Origin of the sequence: Stenotrophomonas sp. S39 (assembly GCF_016624665.1) — a bacterium.
Classification (GTDB): Bacteria; Pseudomonadota; Gammaproteobacteria; order Xanthomonadales; family Xanthomonadaceae; genus Stenotrophomonas.
Genome location: NZ_JACVTT010000007.1, coordinates 47,892 through 72,515 on the forward strand (window position 1 = coordinate 47,892; position 24,624 = coordinate 72,515).

The 24,624-nt window shown below is 68.0% G+C and carries 19 protein-coding genes; 12 read left to right on the forward strand and 7 right to left on the reverse strand.

Features of this window, described 5'->3' with window-relative positions; all coding sequences use genetic code 11:
* Positions 1-146: 146 nt before the first annotated feature.
* The 3 genes from arsC to IAE41_RS03985 all read right to left on the reverse strand — a co-directional run bounded on the left by arsC (position 147) and on the right by IAE41_RS03985 (position 2,249).
* The gene (gene arsC, locus IAE41_RS03975) at positions 147-488 is read right to left on the reverse strand and encodes an arsenate reductase (glutaredoxin) (protein ID WP_200732172.1); all 342 of its coding nucleotides are present in this window, start codon (positions 486-488) and stop codon (positions 147-149) included.
* A complete protein-coding gene (locus tag IAE41_RS03980) occupies positions 488-1,642 on the reverse strand; it encodes a phospholipase A (protein ID WP_079222451.1) in 1,155 nt (384 codons plus the stop codon). Before IAE41_RS03980 ends, arsC begins: the two co-directional genes overlap by 1 nt.
* A gap of 121 nt (positions 1,643-1,763) precedes the next feature.
* Entirely contained in the window at positions 1,764-2,249 is a 486-nt protein-coding gene (locus tag IAE41_RS03985; protein WP_200732173.1) for a DUF456 domain-containing protein, read from the reverse strand.
* A 234-nt stretch (positions 2,250-2,483) separates the two neighbouring features.
* Here IAE41_RS03985 and IAE41_RS03990 point away from each other — a divergent pair, with 234 nt between their 5' ends.
* Positions 2,484-2,693, forward strand: a complete 210-nt coding sequence (locus IAE41_RS03990) for a cold-shock protein (protein ID WP_079222449.1) — start codon at positions 2,484-2,486, stop codon at positions 2,691-2,693.
* A gap of 73 nt (positions 2,694-2,766) precedes the next feature.
* On the opposite strand, the gene IAE41_RS03995 is transcribed toward IAE41_RS03990, so the two are convergent.
* Both IAE41_RS03995 and IAE41_RS04000 read right to left on the reverse strand, forming a co-directional pair.
* Positions 2,767-3,264: a glycine zipper 2TM domain-containing protein gene (locus tag IAE41_RS03995; protein ID WP_079222448.1), complete on the reverse strand. Its 498-nt coding sequence runs from the start codon at positions 3,262-3,264 to the stop codon at positions 2,767-2,769.
* A 129-nt stretch (positions 3,265-3,393) separates the two neighbouring features.
* Positions 3,394-3,828, reverse strand: a complete 435-nt coding sequence (locus IAE41_RS04000; protein WP_200732174.1) for a cytochrome c — start codon at positions 3,826-3,828, stop codon at positions 3,394-3,396.
* Positions 3,829-3,936: 108 nt separating this feature from the next.
* Here IAE41_RS04000 and IAE41_RS04005 point away from each other — a divergent pair, with 108 nt between their 5' ends.
* Positions 3,937-4,737, forward strand: coding sequence for a tRNA threonylcarbamoyladenosine dehydratase (locus IAE41_RS04005; RefSeq protein WP_200732175.1), 801 nt, complete (start codon positions 3,937-3,939; stop codon positions 4,735-4,737).
* 95 nt (positions 4,738-4,832) lie between these two features.
* Here the strand turns inward: IAE41_RS04005 and IAE41_RS04010 are convergent, their stop codons facing one another.
* Both IAE41_RS04010 and IAE41_RS04015 read right to left on the reverse strand, forming a co-directional pair.
* On the reverse strand, positions 4,833-5,612 hold the full coding sequence (locus IAE41_RS04010; protein ID WP_200732176.1) for a TatD family hydrolase: 780 nt from the start codon (positions 5,610-5,612) through the stop codon (positions 4,833-4,835).
* A complete protein-coding gene (locus IAE41_RS04015; protein WP_200732177.1) occupies positions 5,609-5,824 on the reverse strand; it encodes a DUF6116 family protein in 216 nt (71 codons plus the stop codon). The genes IAE41_RS04010 and IAE41_RS04015 overlap by 4 nt, the downstream gene beginning before the upstream one ends.
* A 163-nt stretch (positions 5,825-5,987) precedes the next feature.
* Between IAE41_RS04015 and IAE41_RS04020 the strand changes: the two genes are divergently transcribed.
* The 10 genes from IAE41_RS04020 to IAE41_RS04065 all read left to right on the forward strand — a co-directional run bounded on the left by IAE41_RS04020 (position 5,988) and on the right by IAE41_RS04065 (position 24,603).
* Entirely contained in the window at positions 5,988-6,827 is an 840-nt protein-coding gene (locus tag IAE41_RS04020) for a glycine zipper 2TM domain-containing protein (protein WP_108758247.1), read from the forward strand.
* 119 nt (positions 6,828-6,946) lie between these two features.
* Positions 6,947-7,489, forward strand: coding sequence for a GNAT family N-acetyltransferase (locus IAE41_RS04025; RefSeq protein ID WP_200732178.1), 543 nt, complete (start codon positions 6,947-6,949; stop codon positions 7,487-7,489).
* An 84-nt stretch (positions 7,490-7,573) separates the two neighbouring features.
* On the forward strand, positions 7,574-8,233 hold the full coding sequence (locus IAE41_RS04030; RefSeq protein WP_200732179.1) for a glutathione S-transferase family protein: 660 nt from the start codon (positions 7,574-7,576) through the stop codon (positions 8,231-8,233).
* A gap of 131 nt (positions 8,234-8,364) precedes the next feature.
* Positions 8,365-10,644: a transketolase C-terminal domain-containing protein gene (locus tag IAE41_RS04035; protein ID WP_200732180.1), complete on the forward strand. Its 2,280-nt coding sequence runs from the start codon at positions 8,365-8,367 to the stop codon at positions 10,642-10,644.
* A gap of 3 nt (positions 10,645-10,647) precedes the next feature.
* Positions 10,648-12,591, forward strand: a complete 1,944-nt coding sequence (gene asnB, locus IAE41_RS04040) for an asparagine synthase (glutamine-hydrolyzing) (RefSeq protein ID WP_200732181.1) — start codon at positions 10,648-10,650, stop codon at positions 12,589-12,591.
* Positions 12,592-12,656: 65 nt separating this feature from the next.
* On the forward strand, positions 12,657-13,217 hold the full coding sequence (locus IAE41_RS04045; RefSeq protein WP_079222438.1) for an NADPH-dependent FMN reductase: 561 nt from the start codon (positions 12,657-12,659) through the stop codon (positions 13,215-13,217).
* Between the two features lie 250 nt (positions 13,218-13,467).
* Complete coding sequence (locus IAE41_RS04050) at positions 13,468-14,898, forward strand: replicative DNA helicase (protein WP_079222437.1); 1,431 nt, start codon at positions 13,468-13,470, stop codon at positions 14,896-14,898.
* 120 nt (positions 14,899-15,018) lie between these two features.
* Positions 15,019-17,262, forward strand: coding sequence for a TonB-dependent receptor (locus IAE41_RS04055; protein WP_200732182.1), 2,244 nt, complete (start codon positions 15,019-15,021; stop codon positions 17,260-17,262).
* Complete coding sequence (locus tag IAE41_RS04060) at positions 17,262-18,851, forward strand: alkaline phosphatase D family protein (protein WP_200732183.1); 1,590 nt, start codon at positions 17,262-17,264, stop codon at positions 18,849-18,851. The genes IAE41_RS04055 and IAE41_RS04060 overlap by 1 nt, the downstream gene beginning before the upstream one ends.
* Before the next feature lie 199 nt (positions 18,852-19,050).
* Positions 19,051-24,603: an autotransporter domain-containing protein gene (locus tag IAE41_RS04065; RefSeq protein WP_200732184.1), complete on the forward strand. Its 5,553-nt coding sequence runs from the start codon at positions 19,051-19,053 to the stop codon at positions 24,601-24,603.
* Positions 24,604-24,624 lie beyond the last annotated feature (21 nt).

Below are 24,624 nucleotides of genomic sequence, written 5' to 3' on the forward strand. Positions count from 1 at the left end.
CTGATCTGTAGAGCCGAGCCATGCTCGGCTGCTCGTCGCACCCTGTAGAGTCGAGCTTGCTCGACTGCCGTCAACATCCAGTCGAGCAAGCTCGACTCTACGAAAAAGCAGCCGGGCATGGCCCGGCTCTACCAGTGCGGGGCGGATTACAGGAGCTCCTGCACGGTTTCCGGCGGGCGGCACAGGCGCGTGCCCTTGGGAGTGCGCACGATGGGGCGGTTGATCAGCCGCGGGTGCTCGGCCATGGCGGCCAGCAGGGTGGCTTCATCGGCACCGGCCAGGCCGAGTTCAACGAACTGCGGCTCCTTGCTGCGCACCAGGTCGATGGCGGCCAGGCCGGATTCGGCCAGCACCTGGCGCAGGGTGGCCACGTCGGGCGGGGCGCCCAGGTAGTCCACCACCACCGGTTCGATGCCGGCTTCGCGGATCAGCGCCAGCGCGCCGCGCGAATTGCTGCACGCTGGGTTGTGCCAGATCGTCACGGTCATCAGAACCACTCCAGCAGCGATACGCCCACGCCCACGTAGGTGGCCTTGTGGTTGTAGTCGATCATGCTCTCGCCGTAGCCATCGAACACCTGGATATGGCCGCGCAGCAGGTTGCTGATCGGGAAGCCGTAGTCCAGCTGCAGCGCGCCGTGCGAACGGTCGCCGGTGCGCAGCGAATGGCGCGCCATCAGCGCGACTTCATGGCCGTTGCGGTTCCAGATCAGGGTCGCATCGCCGCGGCCCATGTAGTCCTCGATATCCGGATTGTTGTCCTCGCTGCGCGACTCGGGAATGCGGTACCACGGGCGCAGCACCAGCGCCCAGTTCTCACGGTCCAGGCCGATGTTGAGCATCACCCGGTTCCAGCTGCGCGACAGCGGGTCGGGCCGGCCGTTGGACTGGTGGTTGAGGCCGATGCCGGTCATCCGCCCACGCCAGCCTCCGATGGAGTAGCCGTTGCGGAACACCATCATCACTTCCGGCTCGTAGTTGGTTTCGCGGAACGGGCGCGAATTCTCGGCGTTGTAGGCCTGCCAGCGCGAGCTCTGGGTATAGCCGGCCCAGATGTCACCGTTGTCGCCGAACAGGTTCTCGGCGATCTTGGTCTTGAAGCTGATCTGGAACTTCAGCTCGGTGCTGTCCAGCACCTGCGGCGTGGTTACGCTGTTGGCCGGGTTCGGCGACTGCGGCATCTGGTTCTTGTCGCTGGTCCAGAAGGCGGGCAACAGGTAGACCGGCTTGTAGGCGCGCAGCTGGAACGGGCCCAGCTTGGAGTCCTCGGCCAGTTCCCAGCGGCTGTCCAGCAGCGAGCCGCGGCCGGCATTGGCCAGGGCGCTGTCGTCCGGCGCCGGGCGGAAGAGGTCGCCCACGCGGGTGCGCAGCTTCTCTTCGCCCTGGCTGAGGCGTGACGCCTGGCGTTGTTCGCGCAGGGCCTGTGCGGCCTGCTGGGCGGCGGCGTCCGCCTCGGCCGTGGCCTGGACGTTGCGGCCGAACAGCCGGTCGTAGCAGGCCAGGCGCGCGGCGTCACTGTCGACGGCGGCGCAGCCGGCCGGCGTGGCGGTTGAAGTGGGCGCGATTTCCTGCGCGGCAAGCGGCGCACTGGCCAGGGCCAGCGCCAGCGGCGCGAAGCGGGGGAGCAGCGTGGGGAGGGTCATTGCAGCAGGCCCTTCAGGGATGAATACGGGAAGACGCACAGTGTGGCGGCTGCCCGTGGCAACGGCCAGCCCCTTGGTTTATGCCCGGCGCGGGCGTGCGCGTGGCGTGAAGGCGGCGCGGTTACAGGAACCAGGCAAAGGCGAACAGGCCCAGCATGGCGATCACAACGGCCAGCTTCAGTGCCAGGCCCAGCAGGATGCCCAGCCAGGTGGCCAGGCCGACCTTGGTCGAGCGCCCAAGCTCGCGGGTGTGCCAGTACTCGCCGAGCAGGGCGCCCAGCAGGGGGCCGGCAAACAGGCCGACGGGCATGAAGAACAGGCCCACGATGCTGCCGATGAAGGTGCCCCACAGTGCCTTGCGGCTGGCGCCCACCCGTTGCGCCCCGACCACCGTGGACAGGACATCGACCAGCAGGGACAGCGCGGTCAGCACGCCGAGGACGACCAGGGTGGGCCAGCCGACATGTGCGAAGCCGTCGGCCCATGCCGCCAGCAGCAGTCCGACGAAGACCAGCGGCACGCCCGGAAGCGCCGGCAGGATGATGCCGGCGATACCCACAAGGACAAAAATGACCGCTAGCAGATACAAGATGAATGAGAGGTCCATGCTGTCCAGTATGGTGGTCTTTTTGGGGTTGACAGTGAAGAATTTTGGCAGTTGCTTTTTCGTTTTGGTCGGGTTAAGTTGCAGTCGCTGAGCTTGGCAAGGTCACCGTGGATCGTGGCCTGATGAAGCAAGATCTCTTCGATCCGCTGCATCGTTGCACCTCGCTTCCCCCTTGCTTGTCAGCCGCCCAACAGGCGTTTCCAACAACAAGAGAGTCACCAGGGAGTGAGTGAGATGTCTGATCGCGAGACCGGTACCGTCAAGTGGTTCAACGATGCAAAGGGCTTCGGCTTCATCAGCCGTGAAAACGGCGAAGACGTATTCGTGCATTTCCGTGCCATCCAGACCCAGGGCTTCAAGAGCCTGAAGGAAGGCCAGAAGGTCACCTTCACCGTCGTGCAGGGCCAGAAGGGCCTGCAGGCAGACGCCGTAGAGCCGGTCTGAACGGCCTGCAGCGTGCTGCACGAAAAAGGCCCGCGCAAGCGGGCCTTTTTCATTGCCACCATCGCCTGCCGGATCAGCGCAGGACGACGCGGCCGTTGACCACGCGCACGTAGGTGTTCTCACGGATGCCGGCCAGGTCGCGCTGGTTGACCACGACGGTACGGCCATCATCCATGCGCACGGTGATGTCGTAGGTATCGCTGGTCACGTTCTTCTGGATCTGGTTGCCGGCCAGAGCACCACCCACCGCGCCTGCGGCGGCGGCGACGTTCTTGTTGCCCCGGCTGCCGCCGGTGTGGTCGGAGATCTCATGGCCGGCCACGGCGCCGACGATGCCACCGAGGATGGCGCCGGTCGCGCTGGGCGCGGTGCGGCCCGAGGCCACGGTATTGATGCGGGTGACGATGCCGCAGTCGGCGCAACGGTTCTGGTTGTAGCCGCCGTTGTTGCCATAGCCGCCATTGTTGTAGCCACCGTTGTTGTAACCGCCGCCGCCGTAACCGGGCGAGGTGGCGCAGCCAGCCAGGGCGAGCGTAGCAATGGCACTGGCAGCGATGAGCTGGATCTTCATGGGGCGTCTCCTGGCCGTGAAGGCGGATGGAAGGGTGGTACTGCGTCATGCAGCAGGGTGATCGAATCGTCCACTTTTCAACGTGAACAAGGTGCCAATCACGCCGGCCTTCCCCGGCTGGAAGATGAATCAGCGGAAGTCCTGGTGGCAGGCCCGGCAGTCGTCCTGCACGGTCTGCACGACCTTGGCCAGCGCGGCGCAGTCGGCGGGCGGCGCGGCCAGCGCGGCATTGAGGCTGGCCCGGTACTGGCTGGCGTGCTGCTGGAAGCGCGCATCCTCCTTCAGCCCGGGAAATGCCAGGTCCAGGTCGTTGGACAGCAGGCGCAGCGACTGCAGGCGCGGCACGCTGTCAGCCAGGCTGCAGCGGTTCTGCTGCTGGGCCTGCTGCAGCAGTTCGGCCTGCCGCTGCATCACGTGCATCAGGCTGTGCGGGAAGGGATCGCGGCCCGCCTGCAGGGCCCGGCCCACCATCACCGTGGCGACCAGGCCGATCAGCAGGCCCAGGCCGAGCACGAACAGGTAGCGCTGGGCGCTGGAGGGACGACGGGTCGGGCTGGCGTTCATGCTTGCTCCTCCGTGGGTGATGCGCGAATGGGTGATGCCCGGGCGTGCAACGGTGGGTTCGATGGCGGCCTGCTATGGCCGCCGCTGCCTGCACGTTAAAATAGCTCCATGAACGAACAGGTCAAACAACGCTTCGCCGGCATCGAACGGCTGTATGGCGTAGGCGCGCTCGAGCGCCTGCAGGGCAGCCGCGTGGCGGTGGTGGGCATGGGCGGCGTCGGCTCGTGGGTCGTGGAAGCGCTGGCCCGTTCGGCGGTCGGCCACCTGACCCTGATCGACGCCGATGACATCTGCGTGTCCAACACCAACCGGCAGCTGCCGGCGATGGAAGGCAACTACGGCCGCAATAAATCCGAGGCGATGGCCGACCGCTGCCGCGCGATCAATCCGCAGATCGAGGTCGATGCGGTGCAGGCGTTCCTCACCACCGGCAACATGGCCGAACTGCTGGACCGTGGTTTCGACCTGGTCATCGACGCCTGCGACAGCTTCCGGGTGAAGGTGGAAACCATCGCCTGGTGCCGCCGCCGCAAGCTGCCGCTGCTGACGGTGGGTGCCGCCGGCGGGCGTACCGACCCGACCCTGGTGCGCATCCGCGATGTCTCGCGTACCGAGCACGACGCAATGCTGGCGCTGATCCGCAAGAAGCTGCGCAGCGAGTTCAACTTCCCGAAGAACGCCAAGCGCTACTTCGGCGTGCCGGCGGTGTACTCGCTGGAAAACGTGAAGTACCCGCAGGCCGATGGCAGCGTCTGCGGCCTGCGGCCGAACCTGGGCGCCGATGCCGCGTTGAAGCTGGATTGTGGTGCCGGGCTGGGTGCGGCCACGCATATCACCGGCGCGTTCGCCTTCGCTGCAGCCGGCAAGGCGCTGGAAATGCTGCTGGAGCCGAAGAAGCTCAAGGCTTGACGGTAGTGCCGGCCGCTGGCCGGCTTCCGCGCTGATTCAATCATTCCTGGGTTGCCGGCCAGCGGCCGGCACTACCGGCGTGGGGCTGGCCGGCACTACCCTTGTCTGGCAGGCAGCGCGAACAGCCGGCGGGCGTTCTCGCTGGTGGCCTGCGCCACGGTTTCCACATCCGTGCCGCGCAGTGCGGCCACGTGGCGGGCGATCACCGACAGCCGGGCCGGTTCATTGCGCTCGCCACGGATGCCGGCGTCGGGCTGGTCCGGCGCGTCGGTTTCCAGCAGCAGCTGCTGCAGCGGCATGTCCCGCACGAGCCGCTGCAGGCGCTGCGCGCGTTCGTAGGTCAGTGGCCCGCCCAGGCCAAGCAGGAAGCCCAGCTTGTCCAGCTGCGCAGCCTGCTCCGGGCTGCCGGGGAAGCTGTGCACCACGCCACGCAGGCCGCCGATGCGACGGATCGCGGCGATCACCGCATCCACCGCGCGGCGCGCGTGCACGATCACCGGCAGGTCGAAGTCGCGGGCCAGCTTCAACTGGCCGATGAAATAGTCCTGCTGCGCCTGCGCGTCCAGCCCGTCGACGAAGAAATCCAGGCCGCACTCGCCGATCGCGCACGGGCGCTCGCGCTCGATCCAGTCGCGCAGCTGGTCCAGGTGCCCGGGGCGGTGCTCGGCCAAGAACATCGGGTGCAGGCCGTACGCCGGGTACAGTCCCGGCGCCTGCTGGCAGACCTCGCGCAGCTTCGGCCAGCTGGCGGCGGTCACCGCCGGCACCACCTGGGCCTGCACGCCGGCCGCGCGGGCGCGCTCGATCACCGCCGTGCGGTCAGGGTCGAACTCGCTGGCATCCAGGTGGCAATGGCTGTCGACCAGCATGTTCAACGCTGTTCCAGCGGCGGTGGCGTCGCCGCGCTGCGGTTCTTCCAGTTGGCCAGCAACAGGGTGCCCAGGCCCAGCACCAGTTCGTCCACGAACGGGAGGGGGTCGGGGATGAACAGCGTCAGCGCGAACAGGCCGGCGGTCAGCTTGAACAGGGTGGGGTAGCGCAGCCGGCGTGCCCATTGCAGGACCGGCAGCAGCATCGGGTTGGCCATGGCGGGGCTCCACGTGGGCGAGGTGCAAACGCTACCACGGGCCCTGCATTTCCCGATGCTGAATGGGTTACGGCCATGAGCAGGAATTGTGGAGATTCCGTTCAGGCAGGCCATGCTGCAATCTGCATCGAGAACGTTGCGGACGATCCGCAAGGAGCAGGTCATGAAAAGCACAACTACAACTGTCCTGGTCGCAGCGGGCGCGCTGCTGGTGGGTGGCATCGCAACCGCCGCCTTCATGAAGAGTGGTGACAAGGCCCCGGATTCGCTGGGCGCCGCCAATCCTTCCGAGTCGCGCCTGGTCGATGGCAGCGCTGCCGATGATGGCGCGCGCGGCGACGCGGTCGATGCCACTGCACCGCGTGGCCTGGAATACGCCGATGTGCTGAAGGTCGACCCGCTCACCGAGAAGCAGAAGGCCTACGCGACGGTCATCGGCACCGAGCCGGTGCGCGAGACGTCCACCACCCAGACCCCGCATGAGGTGTGCCAGGACGTGGTGGTGCAGGAGCGCCTGCCCGAGCGCGATGGCAACGTGGGCGGCACCGTGGTGGGCGCCGTGGTCGGCGGCCTGCTCGGCAACCAGGTGGGTGGCGGCAACGGCAAGAAGGCGGCCACTGCCGCGGGCGCCGTGGCCGGTGGCTTCATCGGCAACCAGGTGGACAAGCGCCACGTCGGTGGCCGCGTGGTCAACCGCACCGAACGCCAGTGCCACACTGAAACGGCGACCTCCGAGTCGAGCCGCGTCACCGGTTACAACGTGACCTACCGCAACGAAGACGGCACCACCGGCACCATGCGCATGGCCAGCAAGCCGGGCACGCGCATCGCTATGGGTACCAACGATGTGGTCAAGGGCTACAACGTGACCTACCGCTACGATGGCGCCGAGAAGACCGTGCGCATGGACAACAAGCCTGCCAGCGACCGCCTGCCGGTGGTGGATGGCCAGCTGGTCACCCAGACCGCAGCGGCCGGCGAAGCGGCGGCCAACCGCCAGTAACGTTTCTGCCGCAGCGTCCATCGGACAGGCCGGCTTTTGCCGGCCTGTTCCGTTTGCGGGCATCGTCACCGCGCCCGGATCGGCGATGATGGCCGGCCACGGCATATGACGGAGCCTGCATGAGCATCTTCGACCTGCGCATCGAAACCGATCGGCTGATCCTGCGCCCGCCGCAGGCCCAGGACCTGGAACCCTACCTGGCCTTCTGTGCCGATGAAGAGGTGATGCGCAGCCTGGGCGGCGTGCAGCTGCCTTCAGTGGCCTGGCGCAGCTTCTGCAGCCTGGCCGGCGCCTGGCAGCTGTTCGGCTTCTCCATGTTCAGCGTCATCGAGAAGGCCAGCGGCGAGTGGGTCGGCCGCATGGGCCCGTGGCAACCCCTGGGCTGGCCCGGTCCCGAGGTCGGCTGGAGCATCCGCCGCGCCAGCTGGGGGCGCGGCTATGCCCCCGAGGCCGCCGTCGCCGCCATTGACTGGGCGTTCGACACGCAGGGCTGGGACGAGGTCATCCACACCATCGCCGAGGACAACGAGAAGTCCAAGGCGGTGGCGCGCAAGCTGGGCAGCGGCCTGCTGCGCATGGGCCGGTTGCCGCCACCCTACGAAGGCGGGCCGCTGGAGATCTGGGGGCAGTCGCGCGCGCAGTGGCGGCAACGCACGCGTTGATGCTGCACCCGCGCTTGGCATCGGCCGGCGTGCTTGCCAGACTGCGGGCAGCCGGCCGTCGGCCGGGATGTCCTGGAGCAGGCAATGGTGGAAGAGCGCGTTCCGTTGACGGTGCACGGCATGTCGGTGTCGGGCAACTGCCACAAGGTGCGGATGCTGCTGGAGCAGCTCGGCAGCCGCTACCGCTGGGTGGAAGTGGACAGTGCGCATGGGCAGACCCATTCGCCCGAATTCCTCGCGCTCAACCCGAATGCGAAAGTGCCGCTGATCGTGCGCGACGATGGCCGCGTGCTGACCGAATCCAACGCGATCCTGTTCTGGTTGGCCGAAGGCACGCCCTACCTGCCGAGCGATGGCTGGGAACGGGCGCAGGCGCTGAGCTGGATGTTCTTCGAGCAGTACAGCCACGAGCCCTGCGTGGCCGTGGCGCGCTTCATCCGTGGCTGGACCGATGCCGATTCGCCGCGCCGGGCTGAACTGCCGCGGCTGCATGAGCGTGCCGCCACTGCGCTGGCGGTGATGGAGCAGCACCTGCGGCAGGCGCAGTGGTTCACCGGCAACGAGTACGGCATCGCCGACATCGCGCTGTTTGCCTATACCGATGTTGCCGCTGACGGTGGCATCGACCTGCAACCGTTCGCGGAAGTGCGCGCCTGGCTGCAGCGGGTGCGCGAGCAGCCACGTTTCGTGGCGATGCCGGCGGTGACCGCTGGGGTTCGCGCACGCCTGGACAGCCGCGCGTAGCGTCGAGCTTGCTCGACTGGCGTCCAGGGCAGTCGAGCAAGCTCGACTCTACGGAAGCAGGGCCGTGAAGCCCGGTACGGTAGCGCCGGGCCGCGCCCGGCGGAACGCAACAACGACACGGAGGGTGTTCGATGTTCGCTGTGGTTCCCGATCCGATTCCTGCGCGCATGCGCGCGCTCAACCGCGCCGAAGTGTGCGACGTCAATTTCCTCGAGGCGCTGCGTGGATGGCGCGGGCTGCCACGGCCGAAGCCGGCCCCGGATGCGCCGATCCTGCCGGGCAGCACGCTCACCGCAGCGGCGTTCGCTGAGTTGTTCGATTCGCAGATGGCCAGCCGCCAGCTGGACCTGATGGCGCGCGTGCTGCGGTTGCAGAACAAGGTCTTCTACACCATCGGTTCGTCCGGCCACGAAGGCAATGCGCTGCTGGCGCGGGCCTGCCGGCATACCGATCCGGCGTTCCTGCACTATCGTTCCGGTGCGTTCATGGCCGAGCGCGCGCGCCAGGTGCCGGGCCTGGACCCGCTGCGCGATGCCGCACTGTCCTTCGCCGCCAGTGCCGACGACCCGGCCAGCGGTGGCCGCCACAAGGTGTGGGGCAGCCGCCCGCTGTGGGTGCTGCCGCAGACCTCGACCATCGCCTCGCACCTGCCCAAGGCGCTGGGCACTGCGCTGGCCATCGAGAGCGGCAAGCGCCTGGGCCAGCCGCTGGCGATCCCGGCCGACAGCATCGTGCTGTGTTCCTTCGGCGATGCCTCGGCCAACCACGCCACGGCGCAGACCGCCTTCAACACCGCGATGTGGTCGGCCTACCAGAAGCTGCCCGCACCGATCCTGTTCGTCTGCGAGGACAACGGCCTGGGCATTTCGGTGAAGACCCCGGAAGGCTGGATCGCCGAACGCTTCAGCCGCCAGCCGGGGCTGGACTACTACTACGCCGATGGCCTGGACCTGGCGGCGGGACATGCCCAGGTACAGGCGGCGGTCGAGCATTGCCGGCGTACCCGCCGGCCGACCTTCCTGCACTTGCGCACCACGCGGCTGATGGGCCATGCCGGCACCGATTTCGAAGTGGAATGGCGCGCGCTGGCTGACCTCTGCGCGGCCGAGGCACAGGACCCGCTGCTGCGGTCGGCACAGATCGCGCTGGAATCAGGCTGGATGGATGCTGCCGGCATCGAGGCCGCCTACGAAACGCTGCGTGCGCGCTGCCTGTCGGCCGCCTCGGACGCCGAAGGCCGGCCCAAGCTGCAGTCGCTGGATGAAGTGGTTGCGCCACTGGCGCCCTACACGCCAGCGGCAGTGATGACCGAAGCCGAGCGCGCGGTGCCGGCCGAAGCACGCGAGGCGCTGTACGGCGGGGCTGACGCGTTGCCGGAACGGCAGCCGCCGCGCCACCTGGCCGTGCAGATCAACCACGGCCTGCAGGAACTGCTGTGCAAGTACCCGCAGGCGTTGCTGTTCGGCGAGGACGTGGCGCAGAAGGGCGGCGTGTACACGGTCACCAAGGATCTGCTGCGCCGCTTCGGGCCGCGCCGGGTGTTCAACACCCTGCTGGACGAGACGATGATCCTGGGCATGGCCCAGGGCCTGGCCAACATGGGTCTGCTGCCGATACCGGAAATCCAGTACCTGGCCTACCTGCACAATGCCATCGACCAGCTGCGCGGGGAGGCTTGTTCGCTGCAGTTCTTCTCCAACGACCAGTTCCGCAACCCGATGCTGGTGCGGGTGGCCGGGCTGGGCTACCAGAAGGGCTTCGGTGGCCATTTCCACAACGACAACTCGATCACCGCGCTGCGCGACATCCCCGGCCTGGTGGTGGGTTGCCCGTCGCGCGGCGACGATGCGGTGATGATGCTGCGCACGCTGGCGGCGCTGGCCCGGGTGGACGGCCGGGTGGCGGTGTTCCTCGAGCCGATCGCGCTGTACATGAGCAAGGACCTGCACGCGCCCGGTGATGGCCAGTGGCTGTTCGACTACCCGGCGCCGGGGCAGGCGCTGGTGCTGGGCGAGGGCAGGGTCTACGCGCCTGATGCGGACGATCTGGTGGTCTTCACTTACGGCAACGGCGTGCCGATGGCGCTGCGCGCGGTGCCGGCCATCCAGGCGCAGACCGGTTGGCAGGTCCGGGTGGTGGACCTGCGCTGGCTGGTGCCGCTGGATGCTGGTTTCATCGCCGCCCAGGCCGCCAGCGCGCGGCGGGTGCTGGTGCTGGACGAGGGCCGCCACAGCGGCGGGGTGGGCGAGGGGGTGGTCACCGCCCTGGTCGAGGCCGGGCATGGCCACCTGCCGCTGCGGCGGGTCTGCGGCGCTGATACCTACACGCCGCTGGCGGGGGCAGCAATGTTCGGCCTTCCAAGCGACAATGCGGTGATTGGCGCCGCCCTCGACCTGGCGCAGGAACCCTGATGCATGTGTGGATTGGCGGGAATGTTGTTGCCGGCGGCGCAGTCGCCGGACGAGGTGCTGCAGGCGCAGGCGCTGGCCATGGGGCAGGCGCTGCACCACCGCGGGCCGGATGACGGCGGCACCTGGGTCGACGCCAGCGCCGGCATCGCCCTGGCGCACCGCCGCCTGAGCATCCTCGACCTGTCACCGCTGGGCCACCAGCCGATGGCCTCGGCCGACGGCCGTTACGTGATGGCCTACAACGGCGAGGTCTACAACTTCGCTGCGCTGCGTGCCGAGCTGGAACCACTGGGCCATGCCTTCCGCGGCCATTCCGATACCGAAGTGCTGCTGGCCGCGATCCTGCAGTGGGGCGTCGAGGAGACCCTGCAGCGCGCCAACGGCATGTTCGCCATCGCGCTCTGGGACCGCCACGAGCAGTGCCTGTGGCTGGCCCGTGACCGGGTGGGCAAGAAGCCGCTGTATTACGGCTGGGCCGGCGACACCCTGGTGTTCGGCTCGGAACTGAAGGCGCTGTGGCAGCACCCGGACTTCGACAACGACATCGACCGCGATGCGCTGACCCTGCTGCTGCGGCTGGATTACATCCCGGCCCCGCACAGCATCCACCAGCGCTGCTACAAGCTGATGCCGGGCCGTGTGCTGCGGCTGGATGCGGCGATGGTGGCCGCAGGTGCATCCGCGCACCGCCCCGAGCAGGCGCAGCGCCCGTACTGGGATGCCCGCGCGCGCATGCAGGCGGCCCTGGCCGCGCCGTTCCAGGGCGGCATCGAGGACGCCGAGGAACAGCTGGACGGCCTGCTGCGCGATGCGGTGGCGCTGCGCATGGTGGCCGACGTGCCGGTGGGCGTGTTCCTGTCCGGTGGCACCGATTCATCGCTGGTGGCCGCGCTGATGCAGGCACAGAGCACGCAGCCGGTGCACAGTTTCAGCATCGGCTTCAGCGGCTCGCACCATGACGAGGCGCCGCTGGCCAAGGAACTGGCCGGCCATCTGGGCTGCGACCACACCGAGCTTTATGTGAGCGGCGCCGACGCGCTGGCGGTGGTGCCGCAGCTGCCGGCGATGTTCGACGAACCCTTTGCCGACGCCTCGCAGGTGCCGACCGCGCTGGTTGCGCGCCTGGCGCGGCAGGGCGTGACCGTGGCCCTGTCCGGGGACGGCGGCGACGAACTGTTCTTCGGCTATACCCGCTATGTGCGCGCGCTGCGCAACTGGCAGATGCTGGGCCGCGTACCGGCGCCGCTGCGGCGCTGGATGGGCGCGCGTGCGCACCAGCAGGGCGAGGCCTCGCGCACCGGCGGCCTGGCTGCGCTGCTGGCCGAGACCGGCGCGCGCGGTATCGGCGATGTCTACCGCAACCGCATCTCGCGCTGGCGCGACCCTGCGGCGGCGGTGATCGGCGCGCGCGAGGCCGGCAGCTTCTACGACCTCGCCGACCCGCTGCACGGCGCCGGCACCCCGGCCGACGCGATGATGCTGGCCGATTTTGTCAGCTACCTGCCCGACGACCTGCTGTGCAAGGTCGATCGCACCTCGATGGCGGTCAGCCTGGAGGCGCGGGCACCGCTGCTGGACTGGCGCGTGGCTGAATTCGCCTGGTCGCTGCCGCTGGCGTTCAAGCGCAGCGAGGATACCAGCAAGGTGCTGCTCAAGCGCGTGCTGGGTCGTTATGTGCCGCAGTCGATGGTGCACCGGCCCAAGCGCGGCTTCGGCGCGCCGGTGAGTGAATGGCTGAAGGGCGACCTGCGGCCCTGGGCCGATGACCTGTTGCAGCCGGCCCGGCTGGAACGAGAAGGCGTGCTGTCGGCGGCGGCCGTGCAGCCGCTGTGGCAGCAGTTCCTGGGTGGCCAGCGCAAATGGCACACCCACCTTTGGAACGTGCTGATGTTCCAGGCCTGGCAGGACCATTGGCGGCAGGTGCGGGCGGGCGTGGCACGCGGCTGATCTTCACCGGGGCGCATCGGGCCGGCCGCTAGGCTGGCCCTTTCCCCCGTCAGGAGTGTGTCGCCATGCCTGTTCCCACCATCGCCGTGTTCGTTGGCAGCCTGCGCAGGGAGTCCTGCAACCGCAGGCTGGCCCTGGCACTGGAAAAGCTGGCCGGTGATCGCGCGCGTTTCCAGTACGTGCGCATCGACGATCTGCCGCTGTACAACCAGGATTTCGACGGCAGCTACCCGGCGCAGGGCACCCGCCTGAAGGACGAGGTGCGCGGTGCTGACGCGGTGCTGTTCGTCACCCCCGAATACAACCGCTCGGTGCCGGGCGTACTGAAGAACGCCATCGACATCGGCTCGCGGCCCTATGGTGACAGCGCCTTTGGCGGCAAGCCGGCGGCGGTGATCGGCGCCTCCATCGGCCAGATCGGCACGGCCGTGGCCCAGCAGCACCTGCGCAACAGCCTGGCCTTCCTGGACATGCACGTGCTCGGCCAGCCGGAGGCGTTCCTCCATTTCAAGGACGAGCTGATCGGGGCCGATGGCACGATCCACAACGAAGGCACGCAGAAGTTCCTGCAGGGCTATGTAGACCGATTCCTGCAGCTGATCGCGGTGCATGCCAAGGGCGATTGACGCTGCCCTCGGGGTCAGAGCCCTCTGCTGCGCAGAGGGATCCGGCCCCTTTCTGCCGGGGTCGGATCCCGTCGCGCAGCGGCGGGCTCTGACCCCATGCGATAATGGGATCCCATAGGCCGGACCGGCACGTCGCACAGCGGCGGATATCCCCCGTTCGTCCACGGCTTATCCACAGGCTTGTCCATGGCCGCCGGGGTCGGCGCATGCCTACACTCGTCTGGCCCACTTTCGCAGGAAACACCGCAGCATGTCCGCCCGTTCCGGCTTCCGTTCCAACCGCAAAGAGCGCGGCGATGGCTTCGACCGCGATCGCGACGAATCGCGCATCGACCAGCTGCGCGTGCCGCCGCACTCGGTGGAAGCCGAACAGGCGGTGCTGGGCGGCCTGATGCTGGCGCCGGAAGCCTACGACCGGGTCAACGACCAGCTGACCGAGACCGACTTCTACCGCCGCGACCACCAGATGATCTACCGGGCGATCCGCGAGCTGTCCGAGCGCGAGCGCCCGTTCGATGCGGTGACCTTGGGCGAGTGGTTCGAATCGCAGGGCAGGATGGAGCTGGTGGGCGACGGCGCCTACCTGATCGAGCTGGCCAGCACCACGCCATCGGCGGCCAACATCGTGGCCTACGCCGAGATCGTGCGTGACAAGGCGGTGCTGCGGCAGCTGATCCAGGTCGGCACCGACATCGTCAACGACGGTTTCCAGCCGGAAGGCCGCGACAGCAGCGAACTGCTGGCCTCGGCCGAGAAGAGCGTGTTCGCCATTGCCGAACAGGGCGCACGTGGGCGTACCGACTTCGTGGCCATGCCCGGCGCACTGAAGGACGCCTTCGAGGAACTGCGCAACCGCTTCGAGAACGGCGGCAACATCACCGGCCTGCCGACCGGCTACACCGATTTCGATGCGATGACCGCCGGCCTGCAGCCGACCGACCTGATCATCCTGGCCGCGCGCCCGGCGATGGGCAAGACCACCTTCGCGCTGAACATCGCCGAGTACGCGGCGATCAAGTCGAAGAAGGGCGTGGCGGTGTTCTCGATGGAAATGTCCGCATCGCAGCTGGCGATGCGCCTGATTTCCTCCAACGGCCGCATCAATGCCTCGCGCCTGCGTACCGGCCAGCTGGAAGACGAGGACTGGAGCCGGGTCACCAGCGCGATCAAGATGCTGAAGGAAACCAAGATCTTCATCGACGATACGCCGGGCGTGTCGCCGGAGATCCTGCGTTCCAAGTGCCGCCGCCTGAAGCGCGAACACGACCTGGGCCTGATCGTGATCGACTACCTGCAGCTGATGAGCGTGCCGGGCAACAGCGAGAACCGTGCGACCGAAATTTCGGAAATCTCGCGCTCGCTGAAGGGCCTGGCCAAGGAACTGAACGTACCGGTGATCGCGCTTTCGCAGCTCAATCGATCACTGGAAACGCGAACCGACAAGCGCCCGGTGATGGCCGACCTTCGCGAATCGGGCGCAATCGAGCAGGACGCGGACATGATCGTCTTCATCTACCGCGACGATTACTACAACAAGGAAAATTCGCCGGACAAGGGCCTGGCCGAGATCATCATCGGCAAGCACCGTGGTGGTCCCACCGGTTCGTGCAAGCTGAAGTTCTTCGGCGAATACACCCGCTTCGACAACCTGTCCCACGATTCGGTCGGTTCGTTCGAGTAACGGGTTCTTCCTGTGCATGCAGCGTGTAAATGACATGTAACGCGCTGCTTTTACGATTCCGCCGCTGCTGCTCTTCGACGCCGCCTTTCGGTGTCCAGCGTGCCCAAGGAATCCGCCTTCATGTCGCCCCATGCTCCGCTTCGCCGCAACCTGCTTGCCCTGCTGGTCTGTGCATCGCTGCCGTCGCTTGCTCTGGCTGAAACCGCTCCTGCCACTGAAGCACCGTCGGCCACGACCCTCGATTCGATCTCGGTGATCGGCCGCGGCGAGGCCCGCCAGGTGCAGCGTGTCACCGCGGAAGACATGAAGGTGCTGCCGCCGGGCGCCAACCCGCTGAAGCTGCTGGCCAGCAAGCCGGGCGTGCATTTCGAGTCGGCCGACGCCACCGGTGCCTATGAGTGGTCCACCAGCATCAGCCTGCGCGGTTTCAACCAGAACCGCCTCGGCTATACGCTCGACGGCATCCCGCTGGGCAACATGTCCTACGGCAACAGCAATGGCCTGCACATCAGCCGTGCCGTGATCAGCGAGAACCTGGGCGGTGCGGAAGTGTCCACCGGCATCGGCGCACTGGGTACGCCGTCCACCAGCAACCTCGGGGGCGTGTTCCAGTTCTATTCGATCGATCCGTCCACCGAGTACGGCGTGGTGCTGGCGCAGGGCTTCGGCAGTGACAATGCGCGCCGCAGCTATGCACGCCTGGAGACGGGCGAGCACCAGGGCTTCGCCGCCTACCTGTCCGGCGCGTATTCCGAGGGCGACAAGTGGAAGGGCAAGGGATCGCAGGAGTCGAAGCAGTTCAACGGCAAGGCCACCTACCACTTCGGCGAGGACAGCAGGATCACCGCGCTGTTCAACGGATCGCGCCGGGTCGAGGCCGACTATCAGGATCTTTCGCTGGAGATGATCGATCGCCTCGGCTGGAACTGGGACAACTACGCGCCGGACTGGGATCGCGCGGTCGCGGCGGCTAACGGCCAGTACAGTGGCGGCGTCAACAGCCCATGGGACGCGTACTACTCCGGCCATGGCCTGCGCAATGACGATCTGTCCAGCATCGCTGGCGATTTCGGCCTGAACGATTCGATGCGGCTGAAGGTCAACGTCTACAACCACAGCAATCGCGGCCAGGGCCATTGGTTCAGCCCCTCCAATCCGTCCAACCCGGGTACCAGCCGGGAAATTCCGATTTCGATCCGCACCACCGAGTACGCGATCGACCGTACCGGCGTGACCTCTGCGTTCACCTGGAATGTCGGCGGCCACGAACTGGAAGCCGGCCTCTGGTACGAGGACAACGGCCACAGCGTGCAGCGCAATTTCTACTACATCGACGGTCCCATCACCGACGATTTCTTCCTGCGCAATCCGGACCAGCGCGTGTGGAACCAGCACTACACCACCATCACCCGCCAGTTCTATGTGCAGGACCGCTTCCGCCTGTTCGATGATCGCCTGACCATCGACATCGGTGCCAAGTCGCCGCATACCCGCACCAGCGTGCGCACGCCGCTGGGCAACTACGCGAACAACAGCAGCCTGACCGCGAAGAAGGGCCTGCTGCCGCAGGCTGGCTTCAACTTCAAGCTCAACGAAGGCAACGAGGTCTTCGGTTCGTTCGCAAAGAATGTCGCTGCCTACGCACTGGGCGTCGGCAGCCCGTTCAACGTGCCGCAGGCCGACTTCGATGCCAGCGCACGGAACCTGAAGCCGGAACAGTCACGCACGATCGAGCTGGGCTGGCGTGGCTACGGCCGCGGCTATGAAGCGTCGGTCGCGGTGTATGACGTGAAGTTCGACAACCGCCTGCTGGCGATTGCCCAGTGCGTGGGCATCCTTGGCTGCCCGGCGCTGTTCTCCAACGTCGGCTCGGTCACCAGCCGCGGCGCCGAGGCCACCCTGCAGTTGAAGCCGATGCAGGACCTGGCCTGGTCCAATGCGCTGTCCTGGAATGACAGCACCTACGACAACGATTACGTGAACAACGAAGTGGTGCCGACCCGCGGCCGCAAGACCGTGGACACGCCCGAATGGATGTTCGCCAGCACGCTCGCATGGACCCCGGGTCCGTGGGACATGCGCCTGTCGGCCAACCATGTCGGCAAGCGTTACATGACCTACACCAATGATCTCTCGGTGCCCAGCTACTGGCTGGTCAACGCGTCGGTGGCCTACGATTTCGGTGCGATGGGCCCGGCGCAGAACCTGACGGTTGCACTGAACCTGACCAACCTGACCGACAAGCGCTACCTGTCGTCCATCAACACCAATGGCACCTACGCCACTGACCCGACCCGCAGCCTGGCGACCATGCAGGTCGGCGCGCCGCGGCAGGTGATGGCCACTGCCACCGTCCGCTTCTGATGCGCGCACCTGTCGATCCGGAAACCCGTCGCCGCTTGCTGCGCATGGCGTGGCAGGGCACGGGGGCGGCGATCGCACTGGCGGCGATGCCGGGGCTGGTCACGGCCGGCCCGCGGCCGCGGCTCGGGCGCGATCCGTTCACGCTGGGCGTCGCTGCTGGCGATCCGGATCCGCAGGGAGCGGTGCTGTGGACGCGGCTGGCGCCGGACCCGCTCAATGGCGGCGGCATGCCCGCGCGGGCGGTACCGGTCCGCTGGTACGTGGCAGAAGACCCTGGCATGCGCCGGCTGGTGCAGCGGGGTGTTGCTTCTGCCGTACCGGAACTGGCGCATTCGGTGCACGTGGAGGTCAATGGCCTGCGCCCGGGCCGTGACTACTACTACCGTTTCGCCTGCGGCGGGGATGAAGAAAGCGCGGTCGGCCACTTCCGCACCGCGCCGTTGCCTGATACGCAGCTGCAGCAGCTGCGGTTGGCCCTGTGCACCTGCCAGGCCTGGAACAGCGGCTACTATCCGGTACTGCGCGATATCGCGCGGAGCGATGTCGACCTGGTGCTGCACGCCGGCGACTACCTGTACGAATACAGCCCGCTGCAGAATGCACGCGGCAGCACGCTGGATGCAGCGCGCTTCAGTGGCGAGACCGTCAGCCTGGAGCGTTACCGCGACCAGTACGCGCTGTACAAGCTCGATCCGGACCTGCAGGCAGCGCATGCCGCGCATGCTTTCGCGGTGATCTGGGATGACCACGAGGTGCAGAACGACTACTCCGGCATCCATCCGGAGAAGCCCGGCGTATCGACGGAAGATTTCATCGTGCGTCGGGCGGCGGCCTACCGCGCGTTCTACGAACACCTGCCCATGCGCAGCACGCCGGCCGGCAATGGTGGCCTGCGCGTGCACCGGCGGCTGCGCTACGGTGATCTTGCGCAGCTCAGCCTGCTCGATTGCCGGCAGTTCCGTCCCGCCAATCCCTGCGGCGTAGGTGAATCGGCGCGTTGCGACGCAGCGATGGACCCGCGCATGAGCATGCTCGGTGTCGGCCAGGAAGCCTGGTTCGCCCAGTCGATGGTGGCGGCACAGGGGTTGCGCTGGAACGTGGTGGTGCAGCAGTTGCTGATGGCCCAGCTGCAACTGGATGCGGGCACCCCGCGCGAGCGCTTCTGGAACGACGCCTGGGACGGCTATCCGCTTGCGCGCAACCGGCTGCTGCAGGCCCTGCAGACAGGTGGAACGGGCAACGCGATCGTGCTCGGCGGCGACTGGCACTCCACCTTTGTCAACGACCTGAAGCTGGATTTCAACGCGGCCAGCTCACCGGTGGTGGCCACTGAATTCATCGCCCCGGCGATCAGCAGTGGTGGCGACGATACCCCGTATGGCCCTTACTACGGCCCATCGATTCCGCAGAACCCGCATATCCGCTATTTCGACGGCGACCGTCGCGGCTGGTGGAAGCTGCAGCTGAACCGGCAGACCGTGGATGCCGAACTGCGCTTTGCCGACAGCGTGCTGCGTGCCGATGCCGAGGTGCGGACCGCAGCGCGCTTCCAGGTCATCCACGGCCGACCGGGGGCCGTGCCGGTATAAGCCCCGGCCGGCGCTCAAGTTCCCCCGTCACCTGCCGTTACCGCACCGGTAACAGGGGGAAACATCACCGTCCATGACCCATCGCTGCACGCGCGGCGATGGACCGGCGCGTGCGCCCCCTTCATTCATGGGGAACGGATCGATGTCGGCGGTAGCAGGGAAGAGTGGGTTGAGGCGCGGCGTCGCCTGGATGTGCGTGGTGTTGTTGCAGCTGCTGGCAGGTACAGGCGTTGCGCAGGCGGCGTCGGCGGCGTGCGAGGCCATCAACCTGATAGGTGCCACGACCAACGAGATCCGGTCGTTCGCACAGGGTGCCTTCCTGCCAGGGGAGTCGCTGACGGTCCGTTTCACAGACAGCGGCGAGAACATCGGCAAACCGCCGAACTCGGCCGACGCCATCATTTTCCGCAGTTTGAGTTTCGGCCCGGGTGGCTACGACTACCGCAGCAACACCGGGTCTGCAGGAGCGCACAGCGGAACGGTCGACAGCAGCTTCCTGGTGGCCAACGGCCTGTTCATGAGCATCAAGACCGGAAGGTACATCAGCCCGGTCCAGATCAACTGCACCTCCACCGCCACTCAACCGCTGCAGCTCGATATGCCGGGCGTCCAGCAGTTCACCGTTGGCACGGCGGTGGATGTCAGCCTCGCCGCCAGCGGCGGCAGCCTGCCTTACATCTTCAGCATCAACAGTGGCACCTTGCCCGCCGGGCTGGTGCTTGCGCCCTCGGGCCGCCTGCATGGCACGCCGCAGGTCGCGGGCACGTTCAGCGTCAGCGTGGAGGTCACCGATGCCGCGGCCGCCAGCGCGCACCAGCCGCTGTCGGTCAACATCGCGGCCATCGCGCCCGATGCCCCCGGCCAGGTCGTCGCCGTCGCCGGCGATGGCCAGGCCGTGGTCAGCTTCACCGCACCGACGCAGACCGGCGGCGCGCCCATTGCCCAGTACGCCGTGATGGCGTCCACGGGCGAGTGGGTGCTCGGCACGCAGTCGCCGATCACGGTGACCGGCCTTGCCAACGGCATGCCCGTGCAGTTCCAGGTGATCGCCAACAACGGCAGCCAGGCCAGCCAGCCGTCGCAGGCAAGCGCCGCGGTCACGCCGATGACCGGGCAGACGATCCAGTTCAATGCGCCAGGTGACCAGCCATTGGGTTCGCTGCTTGCACTGGAGGCCACCGCGAGCAGCGGCCTGGCCGTCGAGTACGAAAGCCTGAATCCGCTGGTCTGCGTGCTGGAAAGTGCAGGCAACCTGCGCCTGTCCGCGCTCGGTACCTGCACGGTGCGCGCACTGCAGCCCGGCAACGCCGGCACGCGCGCGGCGCAGCCGGTGGAGCGCAGCTTCAACGTGGTGGCTGCCCGCGCGTCGGCGCCGACCCTGCGTCGCGTCGAACGGATCGGCGCAAGCAGCGTGGACGTGTACTTCGATGTACCCGCCAGCGACGGTGGCAGTGCCATCCTCTCTTACGAGGTGGCAGCGCGCCCGGGTGCTGCTGTGGTCAGCGGTGGCTCCAGCCCGGTACGCATGAGCCGCCTGCACGCAGGCACGACCTATACCTTCGCCGTGCGTGCGCGCACCGCGACAGGGCCCGGTACGTTCTCCGCCGAGTCCGACCCGGTGACGATGCCGACCGTGCCGCGCGTGACCGGCCTGCAGGTACCGGCCGACGGCCGCTACCTCGCCGGTGCCAGCCTCGATTTCCTGCTGGTCCTGGACCAGCCGGCAATCGTGCAGGGCGTGCCCGAGCTGCTGCTGTCGATCGGCGGGCAGCGCGTAGCCGCGACCTATCGCGCTGGCTCGGGCAGCAACCTGCTGCCTTTCAGCTACGCCGTGTTGCCGGGCCAGTTGGACGAGGACGGCATCGGCATCGACGGCCTGCAGCTGGCCGGTGGCAGCATCCGCAATGCCGATGGCATCGACGCTGTGCTGGCGCTGGCAGGCGTGGGCGCCACCGGCGGCATCCTGGTGGGCGCGCAGCCGGCCGCCGCGCCGTCCATCACCGGCGTGGTTGCAGGTGATGGCGTGGTGACGCTGCAGTTCGCAGCGCCCGCGCAGGATGGCGGCAGCCCGGTGCTGGATTACGTGGTGACCGCGCAGCCCGGTGGCCTGCAGCTGCAGACTGCCGCTTCTCCGGCAGTGTTCACCGGCCTGCGCAATGGCATCGCGTATCGCTTTACGGTCACCGCGCGTACCGCAGCGGGGCTGGGCGCGGCGTCCCTGGCATCGGACGACGTGGTGCCGATGGCGCAGCAGCAGATCCAGTTCGCACCCCTGGATGCCCAGGCTTTCGGCAGCACGCCACAGGTGCTGGCCAGCGCCAGCAGTGGCCTGGCGGTGTCGCTGTCCAGCAGCACACCCCGGGTCTGCAGCGTCGCTGCCGATGGCCGGGTGACCCTGCTTGCGGCCGGTACCTGCAGCATCGACGCCGATCAGCCGGGTGACGCCGCGACCCATGCCGCTACCCGCGTCAGCCGTTCGTTCGCGGTGCTGGCGGTGGTGCCGGGCGCGCCGCGCATCACTGCGGTCGTACTCGCTGCGGGCAGTGTGGACGTGAGCTTCCAGGCGCCGGCGTTTGAAGGCGGCAGTGCGGTCGACAGCTATCTGCTGCAGGCGCTGCCAGGTGGACAGAGCGTGCGTGGCAACGGCAGTCCGCTGCGTATCGACGGCCTGCCTTCCGGCATCGCGCATCGCTTCGTGGTGACCGCCTTCAATGCGGCGGGAGCCGGTGCGGCATCGTTGCCGTCCGATCCGCTCACCGTGCAGGGCGCACCGGCGGTGACCGGTGTGCAGGTGCCGTCCGTCGGCCGCTACCTCGCCGGACAGGTGCTGTCCTTTGCGGTGCAGTTCGACCAGGCCCTGCAGGTGGGCGCTGCGCCGCAGCTGCTGCTGCGCATCGGCAGCCAGCGTCGGCTGGCCACGCTCTCGGCGGTGGAGACGGAGGTGCAGGGCAGTGTGCTGCGCTTCCAGTACACGCTGCAGGCCGATGACCGCGACGAGGATGGCATCGAGGTGGAATCGCTGCAGGCTGCTGCCGGCAGCCTGCGCAATGCACAGGGCACCGAGGCACGCACTGCGCTGGCCAACGTCGGGGCGACCACCGGCGTACGCGTCGGCGCCGACCTGCCTTCGGCCGTCGCCAACGTGCGCGGCGTGGCCGGTGATGGACAGGTGCAGGTGCATTTCGATGCGGCGTCGGCCGGCAGTGGCGCCATCGTCGATTACACGGTGACCGCGCAGCCGGGGGGCATCAGCGCAACCGGTACGAGCTCGCCGATCACCGTGCGTGGCCTGGCCAACGGCAGCGCCTACCGTTTCGTGGTGGTTGCACGCAGCGAGTACGGCAGCGGCGCGGCGTCGGCTGCCTCGGCAGCGGTGGTGCCGTTGCCGGATCTGGCCGTGGCCGATTCCAGCATCGCCGTGCCTTACGGAGCTGCCGCCGTCGTGCTGCCGCTGTCGGTCGCCGGTGTGGCCGAGCAGGTGCAGCTGACCGTGGGCCCGCAGCATGGGCAGGTGGACGTGCAGGGCACGACGCTGCGCTACACACCGGCCGCAGGCTATGCCGGCAACGACAGCATCAGCTACACCGTCAGAGATGCCTTCCGCACGTCGGCACCGGCCACGATCACGGTCACCATCGGTACGCCGACCGTGGTCCTGCAGTCGGCCGCGTTGCCGTTGGGCGTGGCTGGCACGGCGCTCGACGCGCAGCTGTCCAGCAGCGGCGGCGCGGCGCCTTACACCTACGCCATTGTTGGCGGCAGTCTGCCGACGGGCCTCCGCCTGGATCGCAGCGGACACCTGGCAGGTACGCCGGTGGCCGCGGGGCGTTTCGAGATCGAGGTGGAGGTGACCGACAGCAGTTCCGGCAGCGGTCCGTTCCGTGCGCGCCGCGCATTCGTGCTGAACGTGGCGGCTCCGCAGATCGAGGAAGTCGAAGCCCCGCTGCCAGCGGCAACCCAGGCTGGCCCGGTCAGCCTGCGCCTGCAGGCGCGTGGCGGTACCGCGCCGTATGCGTTCCGCCAGATGTCGGGTGCGCTGCCGCCTGGCGTGCTGCTGTCCAGCGACGGCCAGCTGCAGGGCGTGGCCACCGTGGCCGGCGTGTTCGATTTCGACGTGGAAGTCAGCGACACCTACGGCGTCACCGGCGTGGCGCGCTACCAGCTGAAGATCGCGCAGGCCGCGCAGGCGATCACCGGCTTCACCGTGGACCCGGCAACGCCGGTCTACAGCGAGGGCGGCAGCTTCGAGGTCTCCGCGCTGGGTGGTGCGTCGGGTCAGCCGCTGCGTTTCGGCAGCAGCAGTCCTGCGGTCTGCAGTGTCAGCGGCACCCGCGTCGCCATGCTGGCGGCAGGGCGCTGCGTGCTGACCGTGAACCAGGACGGCGATGCCAACCATGAAGCGGCCGCGCAGCAACTACACGTGGTTGATATCGCGCTGGCCGTGCCGGTGCTGGCATGGAGTGCGGACCTGCAGCGCCTGCTGGAACAGGGCAGTTTCGAACTGCCGCTGCCGACCAGCGCCAGCCCGGGTGCCTTCAGCTTCCATAGCAGCGACACCGCAGTGGCCAGTGTCGAGGGCCGCACCGTGCACGTGCACGGCGAAGGTCGTGCGGTGATCACCGCCGTGCAGGCCGCTGCGGGCAGCTATGCCGCGGCCAGTGCCGAGCTGGTGCTGGTGGTGAACATGCGCCCGGACCCGACCCGTGACCCGGGCGTGACCGGGCTGCTGCAGGCGCAGGTGGATGCGAGCGTGCGGTTCGCCAACGCGCAGCAGGCCAACATCCGCGAGCGCCTGCGGCAGGTACGTGCGGGCGGCAATGCCGACAGCAACACGCTGTCGGTGTCGACCGGCGCACGCGGCCCGGAGGCGGCGTCGCTGCCGCTGGGCCAGGCCATGGAGAGCGAGCGTCCGCTGCTGCCCGCCGGCTGGGGCACTTGGGCGTCCGGCACGGCCACCTACGGCCGGGGTGGCGCGACCGGGGCAGGGCGGTATGACCTGCGCAGCGACGGCCTGACCGTGGGCGTGGATCGTCGCCTCGGTGACAGCGCACTGTGGGGCGTGGCCGGCAGCATCGGCCGCAACGACAGCGAGCAGGATGATGCCCGCACGCGCCTGCAGGCCGACCAGCGGTCGCTGGCGTTGTATGGCCTGTGGCGCGGCAACGCGCACGTGTTCGTCGATGCGGTACTGGCCACCGGCGACCTGCGCTTCGACCTGCAGCGCTGGAGCCGCGATGCCGGCGCGACGGCGGTGGCCCGTCGCGAGGGTTCGCAGTGGTTCGGTTCGCTGGCACTGGGCTATGAGCAGGTGCTGTCGGGCATGCGCATGAGTGGCTACGCACGGCTGGACGGCAGCCGCAGCACGCTGGATGCCTACCGCGAGCGCGGCCTGGGCGAACTGGATCTGGCCTACGGCCGCCACGTCGTCGACAGCCGCGCACTGGCGTTCGGCCTGGAAGGCAGCGCGGTCGAATCGGCCGAGGCGCGCGTGCGTCCGTTCTGGAGCATCGAGTACCGGCAGGCGCTGCAGGACCGGGGCGAAGCAACGTTGAACTACGCCGAGTGGGCGCGTCCGCAGGACTACCGCCTGGCGATGCGCAGCTACAACGATGATCTGCTGTCGCTGTCTGCAGGCGTCGACATGTCCATCGCGCGCGGCTGGATCCTGTCGCTGCTGCTGGGCCACGAACAGGCCCGGGGCAGTGATCGTTCCAGCAGCGTCGGCCTGCGCCTGAGCAACGGCAGCCGCTGAGGCCGCCAGCGCGATACTGCC